Source organism: Aminobacter anthyllidis, assembly GCF_018555685.1.
Classification (GTDB): domain Bacteria; phylum Pseudomonadota; class Alphaproteobacteria; order Rhizobiales; family Rhizobiaceae; genus Aminobacter; species Aminobacter anthyllidis.
Genome location: NZ_JAFLWW010000001.1, coordinates 35,946 through 54,713, shown reverse-complemented (window position 1 = coordinate 54,713; position 18,768 = coordinate 35,946). Strand labels below are relative to the sequence as shown.

Below are 18,768 nucleotides of genomic sequence, written 5' to 3'. Positions count from 1 at the left end.
AAAAAATCCTATTCCTGATCTTCGACCGCGGCCGCGGGACGGCCCATTGCAGCATGCGGGTTGCGTGCGTGAAACAGGTCGAGGTCGGCTTCGATGCGGTCGAGCAGCCGGTTCCGGACCATATCATAGGCCATTTCGATAGCAGCGGCGAAGCCGTCGGCGTCCGCGCCGCCATGGCTTTTTACCACGATTCCGTTGAGGCCGAGGAAGACGCCGCCATTGGCGCGGCGCACGTCCATCTTCTCGCGCAGGCGGTCGAAAGCGCCCTTGGCGAAGATGTAGCCGATCTTGGCCATCAGCGTGCGGCTCATCGCTTCGCGCAAATAGCCGGCGATCTGGCGTGCCGTCCCCTCGGCGGTCTTGAGCGCGATGTTGCCGGAGAAGCCTTCGGTGACGACCACGTCAGTGGTGCCCTTGCCGATGTCGTCGCCTTCGACGAAGCCCTGGTAGTTCATCGAGGCCATGTTGGCCTCGCGCAGCATGCGCCCGGCTTCCTTGACCTCTTCCTGGCCCTTGATCTCTTCAACGCCGACATTGAGCAGGCCGACCGTCGGCCGGTCGATGCCGAACAAGGCCCTTGCCATCCCAGTGCCCAGAATGGCGAAATCGGTGAGCTGGTGCGCGTCCGCGCCGATGGTGGCGCCAACGTCGAGCACCACGCTTTCGCCGCGCGCCGTCGGCCACAGGGCCGCGATCGCCGGGCGATCAATGGTCGCCATGGTGCGCAGGCAGAATTTCGACATCGCCATCAGCGCGCCGGTGTTGCCGGCGGACACGCATGCGTCTGACGTGTTGGCCTTGACTGCCTCGATCGCCTTCCACATCGACGACTTCCAGCGGCCGTGGCGAAGCGCCTGGCTCGGCTTGTCGTCCATGCGCACGGCAACTTCGCAATGCACGAATTCGCTGACGGCCGCGAGGCGCGGCTGCTTTGCAAGCTCGGGACGGACCACTTCTTCGCGGCCATAGATGATGAAGCGAATATCGGTGCGCCTGGTGGCGACCTTGGCCAGGGCAGGAATGATCACGGAAGGACCGTGATCGCCACCCATGGCATCAATGGAAATCTTGATCACGCGTCGGTCATCTCACTGTTGGCGTAGCTGGGCACGCAAAAGTCCGGCGAAAGTAACGGTTTTGGATAACCGCACAACCGGGATTACGCGAAACGGCGGGCGTTTTCAAAGCTTCTTGGATATTAGGCGGAGCTTTTTCTGGAATTCGCTCTCGACCGGCTGAATGTCGTCGGAGCTACTGGCGACAGCGACGCCCGACTTGCGCGGATAAGGATCGATCGCAAGGCCAAAGAACTCCTCAGCCAGCGCTCCGGCATCGATGGTATCGCCGGTGAAGGTTTCAGGCCCGTCGGGACCTTCCGCGTCGAGCAGGATCTCACCGGCAACATTGAAGCCATGCCTGGCGAGCCTGGAATCCTCGGGCAGGAACACCCCTTCGACGTCTTCATCGATTGTCGCTTCGACCGGCTCGAGCGTGACGATGCAGGCCTGGGTGATCTGCGCCTGGACCCGGCCGCTGACCTTGACACCGTTGCGCTTCCACCTGGTGACCAGAAGATCGGCCTTGTAGCGCTCGACCGACGTCAGGCCATGCACTTCGGCCAAGGCCGCACGCTTGGCCGCGTCGGCGTCGACGACAACCGGCATGCCCTTTTGCGGCAGTCTGGCGACATTGACCTTGAAGGAAACCGGGCTTTGGGTCTCGTCAGGCATCATGGGGTGGCCTCCTTCAGGCTGCCAGCGGCGCCGGATATGTCAGTTTGCCGGCACATATGTCTTCCGAGGGCTGATCGGCAAGGGCGCGATTCGCCGCAAAGACATATTCGGCAAGTGCGGCGGCTTCCGGCCATTCCTTCTCTTCAGGGCGGACATTGCGCAAAAGCGCTGCCGCAAATGCCGCATGATCATCGCCTTCGAGCGCGTTCTTGTAGGATTCGGTACGGCCATAGAACATCTTGGCCAGCTTCTTCATACGCTTTGGCACGCCGACGTCGCTGATGCCAAGCTCGCGCAGCGAGTGGTCGACATCGAGGAAGAACTCATCGATCAGGCGCTGGGCAATGTCAGCCGACGCTCCCGGCTCGCCACGCAAGCGATGCTGAAACAGAAACATGTGCAGCGAAAGCATCTCGAAACGGCCAAGCGGCGTGTCGGGAACATTCCAGGCGGAATAAAATGGTTCCTGCCGCGCGGCCGCCACGATTCGTGTATAGAGCGCCTCGGTGATGGCGCGATTGGCTTGGCGTTCACGGCCAAACAGACGCTGGAACATATGAGGGCGGTCTCCCGGGGACCCGTTTCGCTTAGTGGCCTTGTTGCATCGGCGCGCAAGCTGGTTTACCGGTTTTGCGGCTTCGCGCAAGCAGGGGCCCTGGCACGACAGGATGGAGTTGTTGTTGCACTCGCTGAAATTCAAGATGCCATTTTCGTTGCGTCCGGCTGGCGCTGTGTCACTGATCGTAGTGGCTGCTGCCGCGCTTTCGGCGTGCAACACCTCGAAGACGTTCGGTGACCTGACCCCCAGCGAGACGCTGACCCAGGGCTATGTCATCGACCAGCAGTCGATCGACTCCGTGCCGGTGGGCTCGAGCCGCGAGCAGGTTCTGCTGGCACTCGGCACGCCGTCGACGACAGCGACCTTCGACAACGAGGTGTTTTACTACATCTCCCAGACGCGCCGGCGCGCCGTCGCCTTCGCCAAGCCAAAGCTGATCGAACAGCGCGTGCTCGCCGTCTATTTCGGCGCCGACGGACGCGTCTCCAACATCGCCAACTACGGCATGCAGGAAGGCAAGGTGTTCGACTTCATTTCGCGCACGACGCCGACCGGCGGCAAGGACCAGAACTTCCTCGGCCAGCTGCTTTCCGGCGCGGGCAAGATGGGTTCGAGCGCGGCAAGCAGCATCTTCGGCGGCAGCTAATCCGCCGACTGGGATTCAAGAATCTCAGGCAACAGAACCCGCGGGAGCGATCCCGCGGGTTTTTCTTTGGGCAAATTGCAGCCCATAAAAAACCCCGCCCGCAAATGTTGCGGACGGGGCGTTTATCTCTGTCTTAAAGAGGCAAGGATGCCAGCAGGATCAGCCGCCGCTATGTGCGAGCACGGCGAGCAGCAGAAGTGCCACGATGTTGGTGATCTTGATCGCCGGGTTCACCGCCGGGCCAGCGGTGTCCTTGTAGGGATCGCCGACCGTATCGCCTGTCACCGACGCCTTGTGAGCCTCGGATCCCTTCATGTGCTTGACACCGTCCTTGTCGGTGAAGCCGTCTTCGAACGACTTCTTGGCGTTGTCCCAGGCGCCGCCGCCGGAAGTCATCGAAATCGCAACGAACAGGCCGTTGACGATGACGCCGAGCAACGAGGCACCGAGCGCCGCGAAAGCCGAGGCTTTCGAACCGGAGATCAGCAAGACGCCGAAATAGACCACCAGCGGTGCCAGCACCGGCAGCAGCGAGGGGATGATCATCTCCTTGATAGCCGCCTTGGTCAGGATATCGACGGCGCGGGCGTAGTTGGGCTTGGAGGTGCCCTTCATGATGCCCGGATCCTCGCGAAACTGCTTGCGCACTTCCTCGACGATCGAGCCTGCCGCGCGCCCGACGGCGGTCATGGCGATGCCGCCGAACAGGTAAGGAATGAGGCCGCCGAAGATCAGGCCGGCGACGACATAGGGGTTGGACAGGTCGAACGACACAGTGCCGATGTCGGCGAAATACGGGAACTGGGTCGGGTTCGCCGCGAAGTACTGCAGATCGTAGCTATAGGCGGCAAACAGCACGAGAGCACCGAGACCGGCCGAGCCGATGGCATAGCCCTTGGTGACGGCCTTGGTGGTGTTGCCGACCGCGTCGAGCGCGTCGGTGGAGTGGCGCACTTCCTTGGGCAGGCCGGCCATTTCGGCGATGCCGCCGGCATTGTCGGTGACGGGGCCGAAGGCATCGAGCGCCACGATCATGCCGGCGAGGCCGAGCATGGTGGTGACGGCGATTGCAGTTCCGAACAAACCGGCAAGCTGGAACGTCGAGATGATGCCGCCGACGATGACGATCGCCGGAAGAGCCGTCGATTCCAACGAGACAGCGAGCCCCTGGATGACATTAGTGCCGTGGCCGGTCACCGACGCCTGGGCGATCGAGTTGACCGGGCGCTTATTGGTGCCGGTGTAATACTCAGTGATGACGACGATGAGCCCGGTCACCACGAGGCCGACGAGGCCGCAAATGAACAGGTTCTTGCCGGTGATCAGCACACCGCCGCCGGTGCCGATCTCACCCCAACCGATGGTCAGCGACGTTGCAGCGCCGAGACCGACGATGGACAACAGGCCGGTAACGATCAGGCCCTTGTAGAGCGCGCCCATGATCGAGCCGTTGGCGCCAAGCTTGACGAAGAACGTGCCGATGATCGAAGTGATGATGCAGGCGCCGCAGATGGCGAGTGGGTAGAGCATCACGTTGGACAGAACTTCAGTGCCGCCAAAGAAGATGGCACCGAGCACCATGGTAGCGACGACAGTCACCGCATAGGTTTCGAACAGGTCGGCGGCCATGCCGGCGCAATCGCCGACATTGTCGCCGACGTTGTCAGCGATGGTCGCCGGGTTGCGTGGGTCATCCTCGGGGATACCGGCTTCGACCTTGCCGACGAGATCGCCGCCAACATCCGCACCCTTGGTGAAGATACCGCCGCCGAGACGCGCGAAGATCGAAATCAGCGAGGCGCCGAAGCCGAGAGCCACCAGCGAGTCGATGACGACACGGTCCGCAGGCGCATGGCCCATTGGACCGGTCAAAACGAGGTAATAGACGGAGACGCCAAGCAGCGCGAGGCCCGCCACCAGCATGCCGGTAATGGCGCCGGCCTTGAAGGCGACGTCGAGGCCTGCAGCGAGACTGTTGGAAGCGGCCTGTGCGGTGCGCACATTGGCCCGGACCGAAACATGCATGCCGATGAAGCCGGCTGCACCCGAAAGCACGGCTCCAATCAAAAAGCCGATCGCCGCGGTTGCGGAAAGCAGCCACCAAGCGAGCAGGAACACTACGACGCCGACGATGGCGATGGTGGTGTATTGGCGGGCCAGATATGCCTGCGCACCTTCTCGGATGGCGGCGGAGATTTCCTGCATGCGCGCATTGCCCTGGTCGGCCGCGAGAACCGACTGAGTCGCCCATATGGCGTAAAGGACAGATAGCAGGCCGCAGGCGATGACGACGTAAAGCATTGTCATTGCCAATTTCTCTTCCCTGATTGTGCCCGGAATTCCCCTCCCCGGGCTAGTGAACGAGACCGGCAGCCTCTACGCGGTTTCCGGCCCCGCACGGACAATCCGAAACAGGGCAACTCACGTCAAGATATCGCTAAGGTTTTTCTCGGCTTTCGCCGCCTCGTTGATGAACACAGTCGATCTTTTGGATCAGGCCAGATCGTGATCCGGCTGATTGACGAAGATCAGTACCGCCAGCATCGTCATGTAGAATTTGAACGCAGCTTCCTGTCCGTTCCAGGTGCTTGACTGCCACATGGCGAACCATTCGCCGCCGACGACCATGAAGCCGAGGAACCAGACCAGGAAACCCATGGTCGCGCCGATGACAACGAAGCCCTTGGCGTCGTCGAACTGCCTGCCCGAACCCTTGCGCGCCTGCCAGAGCTTCAGCGCCGCGATCAGGAACAGCACGCAGGTCAGCGCTTCGCCGCAGATGATCAGCCAATAGCCAATGCTCCATAGCGTCGGATTGGTGATCGAGCGATACATCAGCGCATTGCCGGGGAAAGTGGTGTCCATGCTCAACACGTGCTGGACGAAGGCGAAGTTGGAGCCGTAGTCGGTGATATTGCCGAACGCCACAAGAAAGGCGAAAGCTGCGAGACAAAGACACATCACGATCTTAGAGAGGCGCCAAACCATGGCAAAAACTCCTTCAAATGACAGACCGGGGCATCAGCCAGATCAATCACCGAGTCTCGGCAACAGCGCAACAGGCCAGAAGATTGATGTCGCGCTGACAGGCTCCGCCAGAATCCATGCCGGCAAGGTCGGGCTAGACGGAGTGCTCAATACGCTGAAGCTTTCGCCCGAATGCCACACGGGCGATGTTGTGACCGTGTCGGCAGGGGGCGACGTTCACAATTTTGCCGTGCTGCGCCGCCGCTGGATTGTCGATGCAACCAGCAACCGGCTCGAGATCACGCTCGATTACCCCGTGCGTGGCCGGTAGGGCTTTGGACGTTGCAAACGGAAGTGGAGCCCGAAATCGAAGGCATGCGCTACTGGCCGTGCCCCCTGTAAAAAGGTTGGCCCGTCCCCTGAAAGCGTGCCTGCTCTGTCCCCAGCCAATCCGATATCTGCTGGTCGGTCGGCCCCTTCAGGTCTGGCAGACTACCTCTGAACATCACCGTGTTGCCCAGCCTGGATGCCTTGAACTGCCGCGGCGTGAAATGTTCGCCGTGCTTGCCGATGTATCGTGCATGGCAGGCAAAACTTGAAACCCGGACTTCTCCGCGCTCAAGACAGGCGACCCAGCGTGCCGCATCTTGACTGGTTATCCCTGTTGCCCAACCTCTACCGGCATAGAATGCTTTTATCGCCGCATGATCGCGTTCGGAATAGTCGCAGGATTGCACCAAGGCGAGATACGCTTGGCGGAACGGCCGCTCGGCTAGCCACGCGCGACGGGTAGTCGCCGCGCCCCAATTCTCGTGCATGGGAATGAGATCGTGCCAGCGAGCTTGTTGCTCGGATTGGCTCGCCCACAGATTTCCATATGCCGACACATACCCAATCCTGTGATCCTGTTCAGCAATAGCCAGTAGTTGTTGGATCACCCCGAGATAGTTCGGCGAAAGGACGAGATCGTCTTCAAGAAACAAGGCCTTTTCGGCGCCGCGGGCTTCAAACAGGTGGCGCTCGGCGCGCTCATAGTTCAGCGCAATCCCGAGATTTTCCGGAGCTTGCCGAATCTCGCCCCATGGAATGATGCGTCGAAAGATCGAAATGCACCGTTCAATGTCCCGCGAATCTGCTTTTATACGGCGGCTCTTGGGGTTCCAGCTACCGTCCTGAAACAGAACCACATGATCCGTCTCGCCGATCTGGGAACGGAGGCTATTGAGCGTTCGACGCAGGTAGTGCGGCCTATCGAAAGACAGGATCGCAATCGGAAAGCCGATTGGTTCCTGGGGCCGTCGGGCCTCAGGCCAGCCGGCCAATCGCGCGAAAACGTCAAACCACCTCAAGCCGAGACGTCTCCATCCTTTACTCGCGGCAACAAACCCGATTGCGGCGGATTCTAGGCTGCCACCTGCCCCATGCGCTTCGCCGCCATGCGCTCCAATGCCGATAGCGCGTCGTAGATCAGCACGGCAAGGGCCGCGACGATCAGGCCGCCCTGCAGGACGAAGGCCAGGTTGTTGGATTGCAGTCCTGCAATGATGACCTCGCCGAGGGTCTTGGCGGCAACCGTCGAACCGATTGTTGCGGTGGCCAGGCTGATGACAACCGAGAGCCTGATGCCGGCGAGTATGACCGGCACGCTGAGTGGCAGTTCGACCTTGAGCAGGCGCTGCCAGCCGGTCATGCCGGCACCACGTGCGGCCTCGACGATGTTGGCCGGAGTGGTGGTGAGGCCCGTCAGGGTGTTCTCAAAGATCGGTAGCAGGCCGTAGAGGAACAGTGCGATCAGCGTCGGCTTCTCGCCAAAGCCGACGGCGGGAACGGCCAGCGCCAGCACCGCGACCGGCGGAAACGTCTGGCCAATGTTCACCAGGCTGCGTGACAAGGGCAGGAATTCGACGCCTACGGGCCGGGTTACCAGGATGGCGAGCGCAACCGCAACCACGATCGCAGCAGCGGTGGCGATCGCCACAGTGCGCAGATGCTGGATCGCCAGCGACATCAGGCTGCCCTGGTTGTAGATCGCCGGGGCGCCATTCTGCGTCAGTGGCTTGAGCAGCGGCTCGAACCACAGCGGATTGGTCAGGAACGCGATCAGCAACGCCAGCAAACACAGACGCAGCAGGAGCGGAATCCAGGCCTTCATTGAGGCCTCGCGGCGCGCTTCAGGAGGCCTTCGACGGTCACGCGGCCAAGGGCTGCACCGTCCTCGGACGTCACCGGCATCGCTGCCCGTCCCGACCACAACAGTTCGGCCAGCGCGTCGCGTTGGCTCGCGCCGGCACGGATTCCCTCGCCCGACGCCTGACCAGGCTCGACCGCATCACCGACCGCGCCAAGCGACAAAAGCTTGAACGGACGGTCGCTCGTGCCGATCAACGTTTCGACGAAATCGTTGGCAGGCCTGGCCAGGATTTCGGCCGGCGTAGCGTATTGGACGAGCCGGCCGGCATCCATCACCGCGATACGATGACCGAGATGAACCGCCTCCTCCATGTCATGGGTGACGAGGATGATGGTCGTGCCGAACCGTTTCTGGATCGCCAACAGGTCTTCCTGCGCCTTGGTGCGGATGATCGGGTCGAGCGCACCGAAGGGCTCGTCCATCAACAGCACGTTGGGCTCGGCGGCGAGAGCCCGGGCGACGCCGACGCGCTGCTGCTGGCCGCCCGACAATTCGTGCGGATAGCGTGGGCCGAAGGCGGCAGGGTCGAGCTGGAGCAGTGACAACAACTCGTCGACACGAGCCTTGATGCGCGCGGCATCCCAGCCGAGCAGCGAAGGAACGGTGGCGATGTTCTGCGCCACCGTGCGGTGCGGAAACAGGCCATTGCCCTGGATGGCGTAGCCGATGCTGCGGCGAAGCTCGTGGCCGGGCACCGAGCGGTTGTCCGTGCCGTCGAGCTTGATCGTGCCGGAAGTCGGCTCGACCAGGCGGTTGATCATGCGCAACAGCGTCGTCTTGCCAGAACCGGAGGTGCCGACGATCACGGTGACCGTGCGTGGCTCGATGACCATGGATACGTCGTCGACAACTGTCGTTTCGCCGTAACGCTTGGTGATGTGTTCGATTTCGATCATGCAGCGGCCACTTCAGTGGATTTGCGGGTCGCGATGTATTCGACCACCGCGTCGAGGATGATGGCTGCGGCAAAGGCCAGCGCCACAGTTGGGACCGCGCCGAGCAGGACGAGGTCCATTGCCGTCTGGCCGACACCTTGGAAGACAAAGACGCCGAAGCCGCCGCCGCCGATCAGCGCGGCAATAGTCGCAAGGCCGATGTTCTGGACCAGAACGATGCGGATTCCGGTGAGGATGACCGGAAACGCAAGCGGGAATTCGACATTTTTGAGCCGCTGCCACCCGGTCATGCCCATGCCGCGTGCCGCGTCGTTGGCTGCGCGCGGCACGCCGGCAAGGCCGACGACAGTGTTGGCGACCACCGGCAGCAGGGAATAGAGAAACAGCGCGACAAAGGCCGGTGCGGCGCCAATGCCACGAATGCCAAGCGCAGAGGCACCGGGAATGTTGGCCGCGACCCAGCCGAGCGGCGCGATCATGATGCCGAATAGCGCGATGGAGGGGATCGTCTGGATGATGTTGAGCACATTGAGCACCCCTGCCCGCAGCGCCTCGACTCGGTGACAAAGGATACCGAGCGGCAGGCCGACAAGAACCGCAGCAACCAGCGAGCCGAGCGCGAGTTCGACATGGCGCCTCGCCTCGTTCCAGAAACTGTCGGCGCGGTTGGCGTATTCCTTGAGGATCGACAGACTGTCCCAGGCACCGGAAGCGAGCAGCAGCCAGATCGCTGCCGCAGCTGTGCCGAGCGCGACGACACGCCCAACCGGCGACAACTGCAGCCGGGTCAGGACATCGGCAAGCAGCAGGGTGAAGGCAAAGATCAAAACCCAGAAGCCGGAGGCCGGCGATACACGGGCGAAGGTGTTGCCTTCTGGGGTCAGATGGCTACCGGCAACACCGATGAGCAGTGCCAGCGAAAGAAGCGCCACGACGCTGGCACCAAGTCGTACAACCAGCGGCGTCTTGAACAGGGCAACGAGACCCGCGGCAAGTAGAACGGCGAGAAGAACCAGCCCCAGTGGCTGCGGCAAGGCCTCAAGTATCGAACGTGGCTCACCGGCAACGATGCGATTGGCGCGAAAAGTGGCGAATGGCGCCACGAAGGCGCCATAGGCGGTGATCGCGGCGATCACCACGCCCAGCTTGTCGAACCTGATGCTCACGACTGCGACGCGTCCCCGGTTCCGTCGGCGCGCCCCTGACGAGGCGCGCCTGCGAAGCTTACTTCAGAAAGCCGTTCTTCTTCAGGAAATCTTCGGCAACGGCCTTGGCCGGCTCGCCGCCGACCTGAACGCGGCCGTTGAGCTCCTGCAGCGTGACGAGATCGAGCTTTTCGAACACCGGCTTGAGCAGGGTCTCGATCTCCGGGTGCTGCTTGAGCACGGCTTCGCGAATGATCGGCGCCGGCTGATAGACCGGCTGCACGCCCTTGTCGTCGCTGAGAACGACCAGGCCAGACGGGGCGATACCGCCGTCGGTGCCGTAGACCATGGCGGCATTGGCGCCGTTGGTCTGGTTGGCGGCAGCGCCAATGGTGGCAGCGGTGTCACCGCCCGAAAGCGTAATCAGCTGCTCGGGCTTGAGAGTGAAACCGTAGGTCGTCTGGAAGGCAGGAAGGGCAGCAGCCGAGTTGACGAATTCGGACGACGCGGCCAGCACGACAGTGCCACCGCCGGCAACGTATTTGCCGAAATCGCTCAGCGTGGCGAGCTTGTTGGTCTCGGCCACATCCTTGCGCAGCGCGATCGCCCAGGTGTTGTTGGCCGGCGACGGCGACAGCCAGACGATCTTGTTGGCGTCGTAGTCGAGCTTCTTGGCGGTCTCGAACCCCTTGGCGGCGTCCTTCCAGAGCGGATCATCGGCCTTTTCGAAGAAGAAGCCGGCGTTGCCGGTGTATTCGGGATAGATGTCGATCTCGCCGGCGGTAATCGCCTTGCGCACGACGGGCGTCGCACCAAGCTGCATGCGGTCTGTCGTGGCGATGTTGTTGGCATCGAGCACGGCCTTGATGATGTTGCCGAGCACGCCACCTTCGGTGTCGATCTTGGAAGACACCACCACTTGCGCGCTTGCGGCGCCGGTGGCGAGGCCGAGCGCAATGATCGCTGCGGCGATTGTTCTGGTTTGACGCATAGTGAAGCCCCTTCTCGTTTCCGGAATTCGGTGCCGCATATGAGCATGGCGGCCAGCTTCCGTCGGGGCATACGGTTTCACAATGCGCCCGGCATGCGCAATATTTTTTTGTAGTTCGAAGAAATCGGCAGCCGTGATTGCCGACATCCTCCTGTCAGATGGTTTGGCGCCGGCGTGTCAGTGACAGAGTCGCAAGCGCCCCCAGGCTGACCGCGCAGACCGGGAAGACGATCCAGTTGAGCATTTCCCAGCCATAGGCGTTGTAGACCGCACCGGACATCAGCGAGGCGAAGGCGACAGCACCGAACAGGACGAAGTCATGGAAGCCCTGGACCTTGCCTTTTTCCGACGGGCGATAGGTGTCGGCGACAATCGCGGTCGAGCCGATGAAGCCGAAATTCCAGCCAAGGCCAAGCAGGATCAACGCTGTCCAGAATTGCCACAACTCTATGCCCGAAAGAGCAACGACGGCGCAGCAGATCAACAGCAACAGGCCAAGAGCCACGATGCGTTCCGCACCGAAGCGCTGGATCAGCCGGCCCGTGAAAAAGCTCGGGCCGAACATCGCCATGACATGCCAGGAAATGCCGAGCGTGGCTTCGTCGGGCGAGAAGCCACAGCCCACCATGGCCAGCGGCGCTCCGGTCATGACAAAGCTCATCAGCGTGTAGGTGCCGACACCGCAGATCAACGCTGCGGCGAAACGCGGCTGGCTGACGATCTCCATCAGCGGACGCGCGTCGGCCTGGTCGACGGCTGCAACGGCACCGGCGCTTGCCTTGACGCGCAGAAAAGCGAGGATCACGGCGCCGACGGCCGAAAGCCCGATGATCGAGGCAAAGGAGCCGGCGAACATGATGGGGGCGAACAGTTCGCGGGTGAAGATGACGATCTGTGGCCCCAGGATGGCGGTGATGATGCCACCGGCAAGCACAAAGGAAATGGCATTCGCCTTGAATTCAGGCGGCGCATTGTCGGCGGCGGCAAAGCGGAACTGCTGCACGAACGCGTTGCCGACGCCGATGACCAGCAGGCCGAAGGCAAACAGCCAGAACTCGGAGCGGAACAGGGCAAGCGTCGCGATCGCGCCACCGGCCGCGGTGACGGCCGTTCCGAACATGAAGCCGCCACGCTGGCCGAGGCCGCGAATGATCGCAGCCGCAGGCAGCGCGCCGAGCGCCATGCCGACGCTGAAACCGGTGACAGGTGCTGTCGCCAGCGACTTGTCGGTATCGAGCAGATAGAACCCGGCGAGCCCGCCGATGGACAGGGCTATCGGGGCAGCGGAACCGATAATGGCTTGCGATGCGGCGAGAATATAAGCTGTTCGCCGCGCTTCGCGTTCGCCACCGGTCATAGTGCGTCCTTGCCCTTACCTTCGCCGCGCAGCTTGCGGGAGACACGGTCGAGTACTGCGTTGACGAGCTTGGGCTCGTCGTCGGCATAAAAAGCCTTGGCGATGTCGACATATTCCGAAACGATCACCGCCACGGGAACATCCTGGCGCTTCATCAGCTCATAGACGCCGGCACGCAGGATGGCGCGCAGCGTCGAATCGAGCCGCGACAGCGGCCAGTCTTCGGTCAAAGCCTCGCGGATGACGGGATCGACAAACTTCTGGTTCTCTACGACGCCGGCAAGAATGGCCCGAAACCACTGGGCGTCGGCCTCGCGGTAGAGCGCGCCGTCGACTTCCTTGCCAAGGCGAAACGCCTCGTACTCAGCGGTGATTTCGAGCAGGCCGCTGCCGGCCACGTCCATCTGGTAGAGCGCCTGGACGGCGGCCAGACGGGCGGCGCCGCGCTTGTTGGCATGGCGGACGGGCGGCTGGCCGTTGTCTTCAGGAGGCGTCACGAGCGTGCTGCTCCAAGTTTTTCGCGTATGGCAATCATAGTAAGGGCTGCACGCGCGGCAAAGCCACCCTTGTCGCCTTCGCTGCGGCGGGCGCGGGCCCAAGCCTGATCGTCGTTTTCGACGGTCAGGATGCCATTGCCTACCGCGATCGATTCCGCGACCGACAGATCCATCAGCGCGCGGCAGGATTCATTGGCGACGATATCGAAGTGATAGGTCTCGCCGCGGATGACGGTGCCGAGCGCGACGTAACCGTCATATTCGGTGCCCTCGTCGTCGGCTGCATCGAGCGCAAACGAGATCACGGCCGGGATTTCGAGCGCACCGGGGACTGTCACCACATCATAGGATGCGCCGGCCGCGTCCAGGGCAGCCTTGGCGCCGTCCAGCAGCGCGTCCGAAAGGTCGTCGTAGAAGCGCGCCTCGACGATGAGGAGCTTCAGTTTCTTGTCGTTGGCCATGTAAAATCTCCGGCAGGAGCGGCTGACTTAGGCCGAACCGGGTGAGTTCGCAAGCGAAGTGTTAAGCACTGTGGCAGGAAACCGCTGTCCAAACGACCGGCGGTTGGTGCCTCGCCTCAGAGCCCTTCCCTGGCCGCTTCGGCAAGGCGCGCCGCATAACGCGCCATGGTATCAATCTCGAGATTGACCCGGTCGCCGACCTTGCGCTCGCCCCAGGTCGTCACCTGCAGCGAATGATGGATCAGCAGCACGTCGAAGCGCGTACCTTCGACCTTGTTGACGGTCAGCGACGTACCATCGAGTGCAACCGAGCCCTTGGGCGCGATGAACCTGGCCAGTTCGCGCGGTGCCTCGAGGCGGAAGCGTACCGCCTCGCCCTCGTCCTCGCGCGCGACGATCTCGGCCATGCCGTCGACATGGCCGGAAACGATGTGGCCGCCGAGCTCATCACCGATCTTGAGTGCGCGCTCCAGGTTGATCTTCTGCCCAGCCTTCCAGCCGCTCGCCGTGGTGAGGCGCAGTGCCTCTTCCCAGGCCTCGACCTCGAACCAGCGCGCGTTGGATGTTGCTTCCGGTAGCGTGACCACAGTCAGGCAGACGCCGGAACAGGAAATCGAGGCACCGACATCGATGGTCTTGGGGTCGTAGGCGGTCTCGATGCGCAGGCGCACGCCCTGGTCGAGCTGTGTTGCAGACGCGACTGTGGCCACGTCGGTAACGATCCCGGTAAACATCAGATTTCCCTTATCCACTCAGCAAAGCTGTCCTCACCGAAGCGCGCTTCGCGCACCAGTTCGAACCCTGCAGGTATATGGTCGCGGCCAATGGGGGCTGCAATACCGTCGGCGCCGATGGCCTCGGGGCCGTAGAACAGTGCGATGCGGTCGACCAGCCCCTCGTCGAGGAAGGCACGAGCCGTGTCGGCGCCGCCTTCGACGATGATGCGCGACATGCCCTGGTTGCCCAGATCCTCGAGCAACTCGGGAAGTGCCACGCGGCCATCGTAGGTCTCGGTGGCCAGGAATTTCACGCCGGCACGCTCCAACTCCGCCCTTTTGGCGGCGTGGCCCTCCGAACAGGCGGCGACCAGCATCGGCACGTCACCAGCCGAGCGCGCAAGCTTCGAGGTCGCCGGCAAGCGAGCGAGCCTGTCGAGTACGATACGCGCCGGCGAACGCGTCCGGAGCCCGGGCAAGCGTACAGTCAATTCAGGATCGTCGGCGATGGCGGTGCCGATGCCGATCAGGATGGCATCGCATTCGGCGCGCATGACATGGACCTGGCGGCGGGCGATCTCGCCGGTGATGCCGATCTGCCCCTCGCCGCGGCGGCCGATCATGCCGTCGGCGGAAAGCGCAAGTTTCAGAATCACTTCCGGGCGCTTTCTCATCGAGCGATTCATGTAGCCGGCGAGCTGATCGGCGGCCTCGCGGGCAAGCACGCCCTCCTTGACCTCGATGCCGGCACCGCGAAGGATCGCGTAGCCCTTGCCGGAAACACGCGGATCCGGATCGCTGGCTGCTCCGACAACGCGCGTTATGCCGGCGGTGACCAGAGCATTGGCGCAAGGCGGGGTGCGGCCGTGATGGGCGCAAGGTTCGAGCGTGACATAGGCGGTGGCACCGCGCGCCAGTTCCCCCGCCTCCGCAAGCGCTTCTGCCTCCGCATGCGGCCGCCCGCCAATGGCGGTGACGCCGCGGCCGACGATGACAGGTCCATTGCCGTCGTCGCGGACGATGAGCGTGCCCACTGCCGGATTGGTAGAGGTCAGTCCGAGATGCTTGCGCGACAGCCTGAGTGCAGCTGCCATGTAGCGGCGATCAATCCCGTCCTGCTCGGATGCACTGCTGCTGGCCATCGTTCAACCGGCGTCCTCGTCGCCCTTGAGTTCCCCCAGCACGTCATGGAAATCCTTGGCCTCACGGAAATTGCGATAGACCGAGGCGAAGCGCACATAAGCGACGTCGTCGAGAGTCTTCAGCGCCTCCATCACGAGACGGCCGATTTCGCCGGAAGGAACCTCGGTTTCTCCGGAGCTTTCGAGCTGGCGGACGATGCCGGTTACGGCGCGCTCGATGCGTTCGGGGTCGACATTGCGCTTGCGCACGGCGATCTCGACCGACCGGGCAAGCTTGTCACGGTCGAACGGCACCTTGCGGCCAGTCTTCTTGAGCACGACGAGGTCGCGCAACTGCACTCGCTCGAAGGTGGTGAAGCGGCCGCCGCAAACCGGGCAGATGCGACGCCTGCGGATCGCGGCACCATCCTCGGCGGGACGGGAGTCCTTCACTTGCGTGTCTTCAGACTGGCAATAGGGGCAACGCATCGTTCAGCCTTGTCATTCGAATCCTCGACCGGGAAAGGCTTAATGCATCATCCCGGAAAGCAGAAGCCCCATGCCGGGGTGTCCGGCACGGGGCTTCCAATTGTGAAGGCTCTTTATGGCCTCGACTTAGCCGAGATAAGGATAGAGCGGGAAGCGTTCAGTGAGGCTGACGACCTTCTGCTTGACCGCTGCCTCTACGGCGGCGTTACCTTCATCCGAATTGGCGACCTTCAAGCCGTCGAGCACTTCGGTGATCAGCTGGCCGATCTCGCGGAACTCGGCCTCGCCGAAGCCGCGGGTGGTGCCCGCCGGCGTGCCGAGGCGGACGCCCGAGGTGACGAAGGGCTTTTCCGGATCAAACGGAATGCCGTTCTTGTTGCAGGTGATGTTGGCGCGGCCCAGAGCTGCCTCGGCGCGCTTGCCGGTGGCGTTCTTGGGACGCAGGTCGACCAGCATCAAATGGTTGTCGGTGCCGCCCGAAACGATGTCGAGGCCGGTGTCCTTGAGGCTCGCGGCCAGCGCCTTGGCGTTGGCGACGACATTTGCCGCGTAGGTCTTGAACTCGGGCTTCAGCGCCTCGCCGAAGGCAACGGCCTTGGCGGCGATGACATGCATCAGCGGGCCGCCCTGCAGGCCGGGGAACACGGCCGAGTTCATCTTCTTGGCGATGTCCTCGTCATTGGTCAGGATCATGCCGCCGCGCGGGCCGCGCAGCGACTTGTGGGTGGTGGTGGTAACGACATGGGCATGCGGCAGCGGCGACGGGTGCACGCCGCCGGCAACCAGGCCAGCGATATGGGCCATGTCGACCATCAGATAGGCGCCGACTTCATCGGCGATCTCGCGGAAACGCTTCCAGTCCCAGATGCGGGAATAGGCAGTGCCGCCGGCGAGGATCAGCTTCGGCTTGTTCTCGCGGGCAAGGCGCGCAACCTCGTCCATATCCAGCAGGTTGTCGTCCTTGCGCACGCCATAAGAGACGACCTTGAACCACTTGCCGGACATGTTGACCGGCGAACCGTGGGTCAGGTGACCGCCCGAATTCAGGTCGAGGCCCATGAAGGTGTCGCCCGGCTGCAGCAGCGCCAGGAACACAGCCTGGTTCATCTGGCTGCCCGAGTTCGGCTGGACGTTGGCGAACTTGCAGTCAAACAGCTTCTTCGCACGCTCGATGGCGAGTTCCTCGGCAACGTCGACGAACTGGCAGCCGCCGTAATAGCGCTTGCCCGGATAACCCTCGGCGTACTTGTTGGTCATGATCGAGCCCTGCGCCTCGAGAACGGCGCGGGACACGATGTTTTCCGAGGCGATCAGCTCGATCTCATGGCGCTGGCGGCCAAGTTCATTGCGGATCGAGCCGAAGATTTCGGGATCGGCCTCCGAAAGCGGGGTTCCAAAGAAGGATTCGAGTTGTTTCGAAGCGGCCATAGCTGAAGATCCTTACAGTCCGGAGGGGCATCGGGGAGGTCCGGGGCGCCATTAACACACTTGCCCCAGCGTCGCCACGTTTGCCGCGCGAAATTTCGTGGTCGCTTTGCGCCAAAAGCCGGCTGCAACGAAAAAGGCCGCCCCAAAAGGACGGCCTTTTTGCAAGTCGCGGTAGCTCGTTCAGAGCGCCGAAGTGATCTGCAGTTCGTCGACGCCGTCGAGGCCATAGATGTCATCGCGGAACTGGACGACGCCATCGCCGGTCGACCATGCCGAGACATAGGTGAAATAGACCGGCACCGGATTGGTGACCGGGATCGGCGTGTTCTCGCCCGACTTGATGGTCTGCTCGAAATGCGAGCGGCTCCAGCCCGGCGTGTCGCGCAGGATCCATGTGACGAGGTCGCGCACGTTCTGGACGCGGACGCAGCCCGAGGAGTCGAAGCGCATCAGCTTGCCGAACAGGCTCTGCTGCGGCGTGTCGTGCATGTAGACGCCATCCGGGCTCGGGAAATTGATCTTGACCGAAGCCATGGCGTTGTTGGCGCCAGGGTCCTGGCGGAAGCGGTACTTCGCCGCCTCTTCCGTCGACCAGTCGACATTCATCGGATCGACCTCGCTGCCATCAGGCGCGAACAGGCGGATCTTGTTGTCGGTCAGATAGTTCGGATTCTTGCGCATCAGCGGGATGATGTCCTTGCGGACGATCGACACCGGTGCGTTCCAGTACGGGTTGACGACGATCTCGTTGATCTTCGAATTGACGATCGGCGACTGGCGGTCGACCTTGCCGACGATCGCAGTATGGCGCAGCACGACGCGGTCGTTCTCGACCGCTTCGACCTGGGCAGCCGGAATGTTGACGTTGACATAGCGCTGGCCGAGCGTGCCGGCCTGGGCCTGGATGCGGCCGAGGTTGGTCTCGAGCTGGCCAAGGCGGATCTGGGCGGAAATGTTCATCGCCGCGTAGGTGTACTGGCCCATCACGCCGTCGTCCGGCAGGCCGTGGCGTGCCTGGAAGCGCTTCAAGGCGGCATCGACGTAGGTATCGAACGAATCGGAAAGGCCTGCGCGTGGCGACAGGTCGCCTGAAACCATCAGACGCTTACGCAGGGCCTGGACATCGGGATCCTCGACGCCAAGCCTGAGCTTCTTCGTGGCCGGAACGATCGGCCAGCCGCCCTGGGCGACGATGTTCTGGTACTGGGCAATCGCCTGCTGGGTGAAGGCGGCGGTCTGCTGGGTGAACACCGGAAGCGTGCTGGCAACCTTGGCGCCCTGGCTGACGCGGGCATCGAACTGGTCATCCCAGTTGCCGCGGCGCGACGAGCCGAGAACTTCGCCGATCACGTCCTGAGCGCTGGCTGCGCCCGACAAGGCTGCCATGGCGATCGCGCCGGCACCGGTGAGAAAGAAACGGCGGTTCGTTTTCATGGACGTTCCAGACATATTCGCGCAACACAACCGGCAGGAAATCTCCCGCGACGATATGACGGCCATACTTAACAATTAGCCAACCATAACCCGGCATCACCAAGGCGCGAGACGCGACTTCATCGCACGGGTTGCTG

At 62.6% G+C, this 18,768-nt stretch carries 20 protein-coding genes; 2 read left to right on the top strand and 18 right to left on the bottom strand.

Going from position 1 to position 18,768, the window contains the following annotated elements:
- Positions 1-8: 8 nt before the first annotated feature.
- The 3 genes from plsX to J1C56_RS00240 form a co-directional block, all read right to left on the bottom strand.
- Complete coding sequence (plsX, locus tag J1C56_RS00250) at positions 9-1,076, bottom strand: phosphate acyltransferase PlsX (RefSeq protein WP_214385033.1); 1,068 nt, start codon at positions 1,074-1,076, stop codon at positions 9-11.
- 105 nt (positions 1,077-1,181) lie between these two features.
- On the bottom strand, positions 1,182-1,730 hold the full coding sequence (locus J1C56_RS00245; protein ID WP_420797361.1) for a YceD family protein: 549 nt from the start codon (positions 1,728-1,730) through the stop codon (positions 1,182-1,184).
- A 16-nt stretch (positions 1,731-1,746) separates the two neighbouring features.
- Positions 1,747-2,289 carry a ubiquinol-cytochrome C chaperone family protein gene (locus tag J1C56_RS00240; protein WP_214385031.1) on the bottom strand — a complete coding sequence of 181 codons (543 nt, stop codon included), beginning with the start codon at positions 2,287-2,289 and terminating at the stop codon, positions 1,747-1,749.
- Between the two features lie 112 nt (positions 2,290-2,401).
- Between J1C56_RS00240 and J1C56_RS00235 the strand changes: the two genes are divergently transcribed.
- Entirely contained in the window at positions 2,402-2,938 is a 537-nt protein-coding gene (locus tag J1C56_RS00235) for an outer membrane protein assembly factor BamE (RefSeq protein ID WP_214385030.1), read from the top strand.
- Between the two features lie 159 nt (positions 2,939-3,097).
- Here the strand turns inward: J1C56_RS00235 and J1C56_RS00230 are convergent, their stop codons facing one another.
- Together J1C56_RS00230 and J1C56_RS00225 are read right to left on the bottom strand one after the other, a co-directional pair.
- On the bottom strand, positions 3,098-5,245 hold the full coding sequence (locus J1C56_RS00230; protein WP_214385029.1) for a sodium-translocating pyrophosphatase: 2,148 nt from the start codon (positions 5,243-5,245) through the stop codon (positions 3,098-3,100).
- A gap of 186 nt (positions 5,246-5,431) precedes the next feature.
- Complete coding sequence (locus J1C56_RS00225; RefSeq protein WP_214385028.1) at positions 5,432-5,926, bottom strand: DUF2165 family protein; 495 nt, start codon at positions 5,924-5,926, stop codon at positions 5,432-5,434.
- Here J1C56_RS00225 and J1C56_RS00220 point away from each other — a divergent pair.
- Positions 5,925-6,236, top strand: coding sequence for a hypothetical protein (locus tag J1C56_RS00220; RefSeq protein WP_246591030.1), 312 nt, complete (start codon positions 5,925-5,927; stop codon positions 6,234-6,236). The two genes, J1C56_RS00225 and J1C56_RS00220, sit on opposite strands and share 2 nt — an antisense overlap.
- Positions 6,237-6,285: 49 nt before the next feature.
- Here the strand turns inward: J1C56_RS00220 and J1C56_RS00215 are convergent, their stop codons facing one another.
- The 13 genes from J1C56_RS00215 to J1C56_RS00155 form a co-directional block, all read right to left on the bottom strand.
- Entirely contained in the window at positions 6,286-7,254 is a 969-nt protein-coding gene (locus tag J1C56_RS00215) for a glycosyltransferase family protein (RefSeq protein WP_214385026.1), read from the bottom strand.
- 53 nt (positions 7,255-7,307) lie between these two features.
- Positions 7,308-8,057, bottom strand: a complete 750-nt coding sequence (locus tag J1C56_RS00210; protein ID WP_214385025.1) for an ABC transporter permease — start codon at positions 8,055-8,057, stop codon at positions 7,308-7,310.
- Positions 8,054-8,992 carry an ABC transporter ATP-binding protein gene (locus J1C56_RS00205; protein ID WP_214385024.1) on the bottom strand — a complete coding sequence of 313 codons (939 nt, stop codon included), beginning with the start codon at positions 8,990-8,992 and terminating at the stop codon, positions 8,054-8,056. Before J1C56_RS00205 ends, J1C56_RS00210 begins: the two co-directional genes overlap by 4 nt.
- Positions 8,989-10,158, bottom strand: a complete 1,170-nt coding sequence (locus J1C56_RS00200) for an ABC transporter permease (RefSeq protein ID WP_214385023.1) — start codon at positions 10,156-10,158, stop codon at positions 8,989-8,991. Before J1C56_RS00200 ends, J1C56_RS00205 begins: the two co-directional genes overlap by 4 nt.
- 58 nt (positions 10,159-10,216) lie before the next feature.
- On the bottom strand, positions 10,217-11,128 hold the full coding sequence (osmF, locus tag J1C56_RS00195) for a glycine betaine ABC transporter substrate-binding protein OsmF (protein WP_214385022.1): 912 nt from the start codon (positions 11,126-11,128) through the stop codon (positions 10,217-10,219).
- Between the two features lie 154 nt (positions 11,129-11,282).
- Complete coding sequence (locus tag J1C56_RS00190; RefSeq protein ID WP_214385021.1) at positions 11,283-12,485, bottom strand: MFS transporter; 1,203 nt, start codon at positions 12,483-12,485, stop codon at positions 11,283-11,285.
- Positions 12,482-12,982, bottom strand: coding sequence for a transcription antitermination factor NusB (gene nusB / locus J1C56_RS00185; protein ID WP_214385020.1), 501 nt, complete (start codon positions 12,980-12,982; stop codon positions 12,482-12,484). Before nusB ends, J1C56_RS00190 begins: the two co-directional genes overlap by 4 nt.
- Positions 12,979-13,443 carry a 6,7-dimethyl-8-ribityllumazine synthase gene (locus J1C56_RS00180; RefSeq protein WP_214385019.1) on the bottom strand — a complete coding sequence of 155 codons (465 nt, stop codon included), beginning with the start codon at positions 13,441-13,443 and terminating at the stop codon, positions 12,979-12,981. Before J1C56_RS00180 ends, nusB begins: the two co-directional genes overlap by 4 nt.
- A 116-nt stretch (positions 13,444-13,559) precedes the next feature.
- The gene (locus J1C56_RS00175; RefSeq protein WP_214385018.1) at positions 13,560-14,177 is read right to left on the bottom strand and encodes a riboflavin synthase; all 618 of its coding nucleotides are present in this window, start codon (positions 14,175-14,177) and stop codon (positions 13,560-13,562) included.
- Entirely contained in the window at positions 14,177-15,301 is a 1,125-nt protein-coding gene (gene ribD / locus J1C56_RS00170) for a bifunctional diaminohydroxyphosphoribosylaminopyrimidine deaminase/5-amino-6-(5-phosphoribosylamino)uracil reductase RibD (protein WP_214385017.1), read from the bottom strand. Before ribD ends, J1C56_RS00175 begins: the two co-directional genes overlap by 1 nt.
- A gap of 3 nt (positions 15,302-15,304) precedes the next feature.
- Positions 15,305-15,769: a transcriptional regulator NrdR gene (gene nrdR / locus J1C56_RS00165; RefSeq protein WP_214385016.1), complete on the bottom strand. Its 465-nt coding sequence runs from the start codon at positions 15,767-15,769 to the stop codon at positions 15,305-15,307.
- A 126-nt stretch (positions 15,770-15,895) separates the two neighbouring features.
- Positions 15,896-17,197, bottom strand: a complete 1,302-nt coding sequence (gene glyA / locus J1C56_RS00160) for a serine hydroxymethyltransferase (protein WP_214385015.1) — start codon at positions 17,195-17,197, stop codon at positions 15,896-15,898.
- Positions 17,198-17,377: 180 nt separating this feature from the next.
- Positions 17,378-18,631 carry a L,D-transpeptidase family protein gene (locus tag J1C56_RS00155; RefSeq protein WP_214385014.1) on the bottom strand — a complete coding sequence of 418 codons (1,254 nt, stop codon included), beginning with the start codon at positions 18,629-18,631 and terminating at the stop codon, positions 17,378-17,380.
- Positions 18,632-18,768 lie beyond the last annotated feature (137 nt).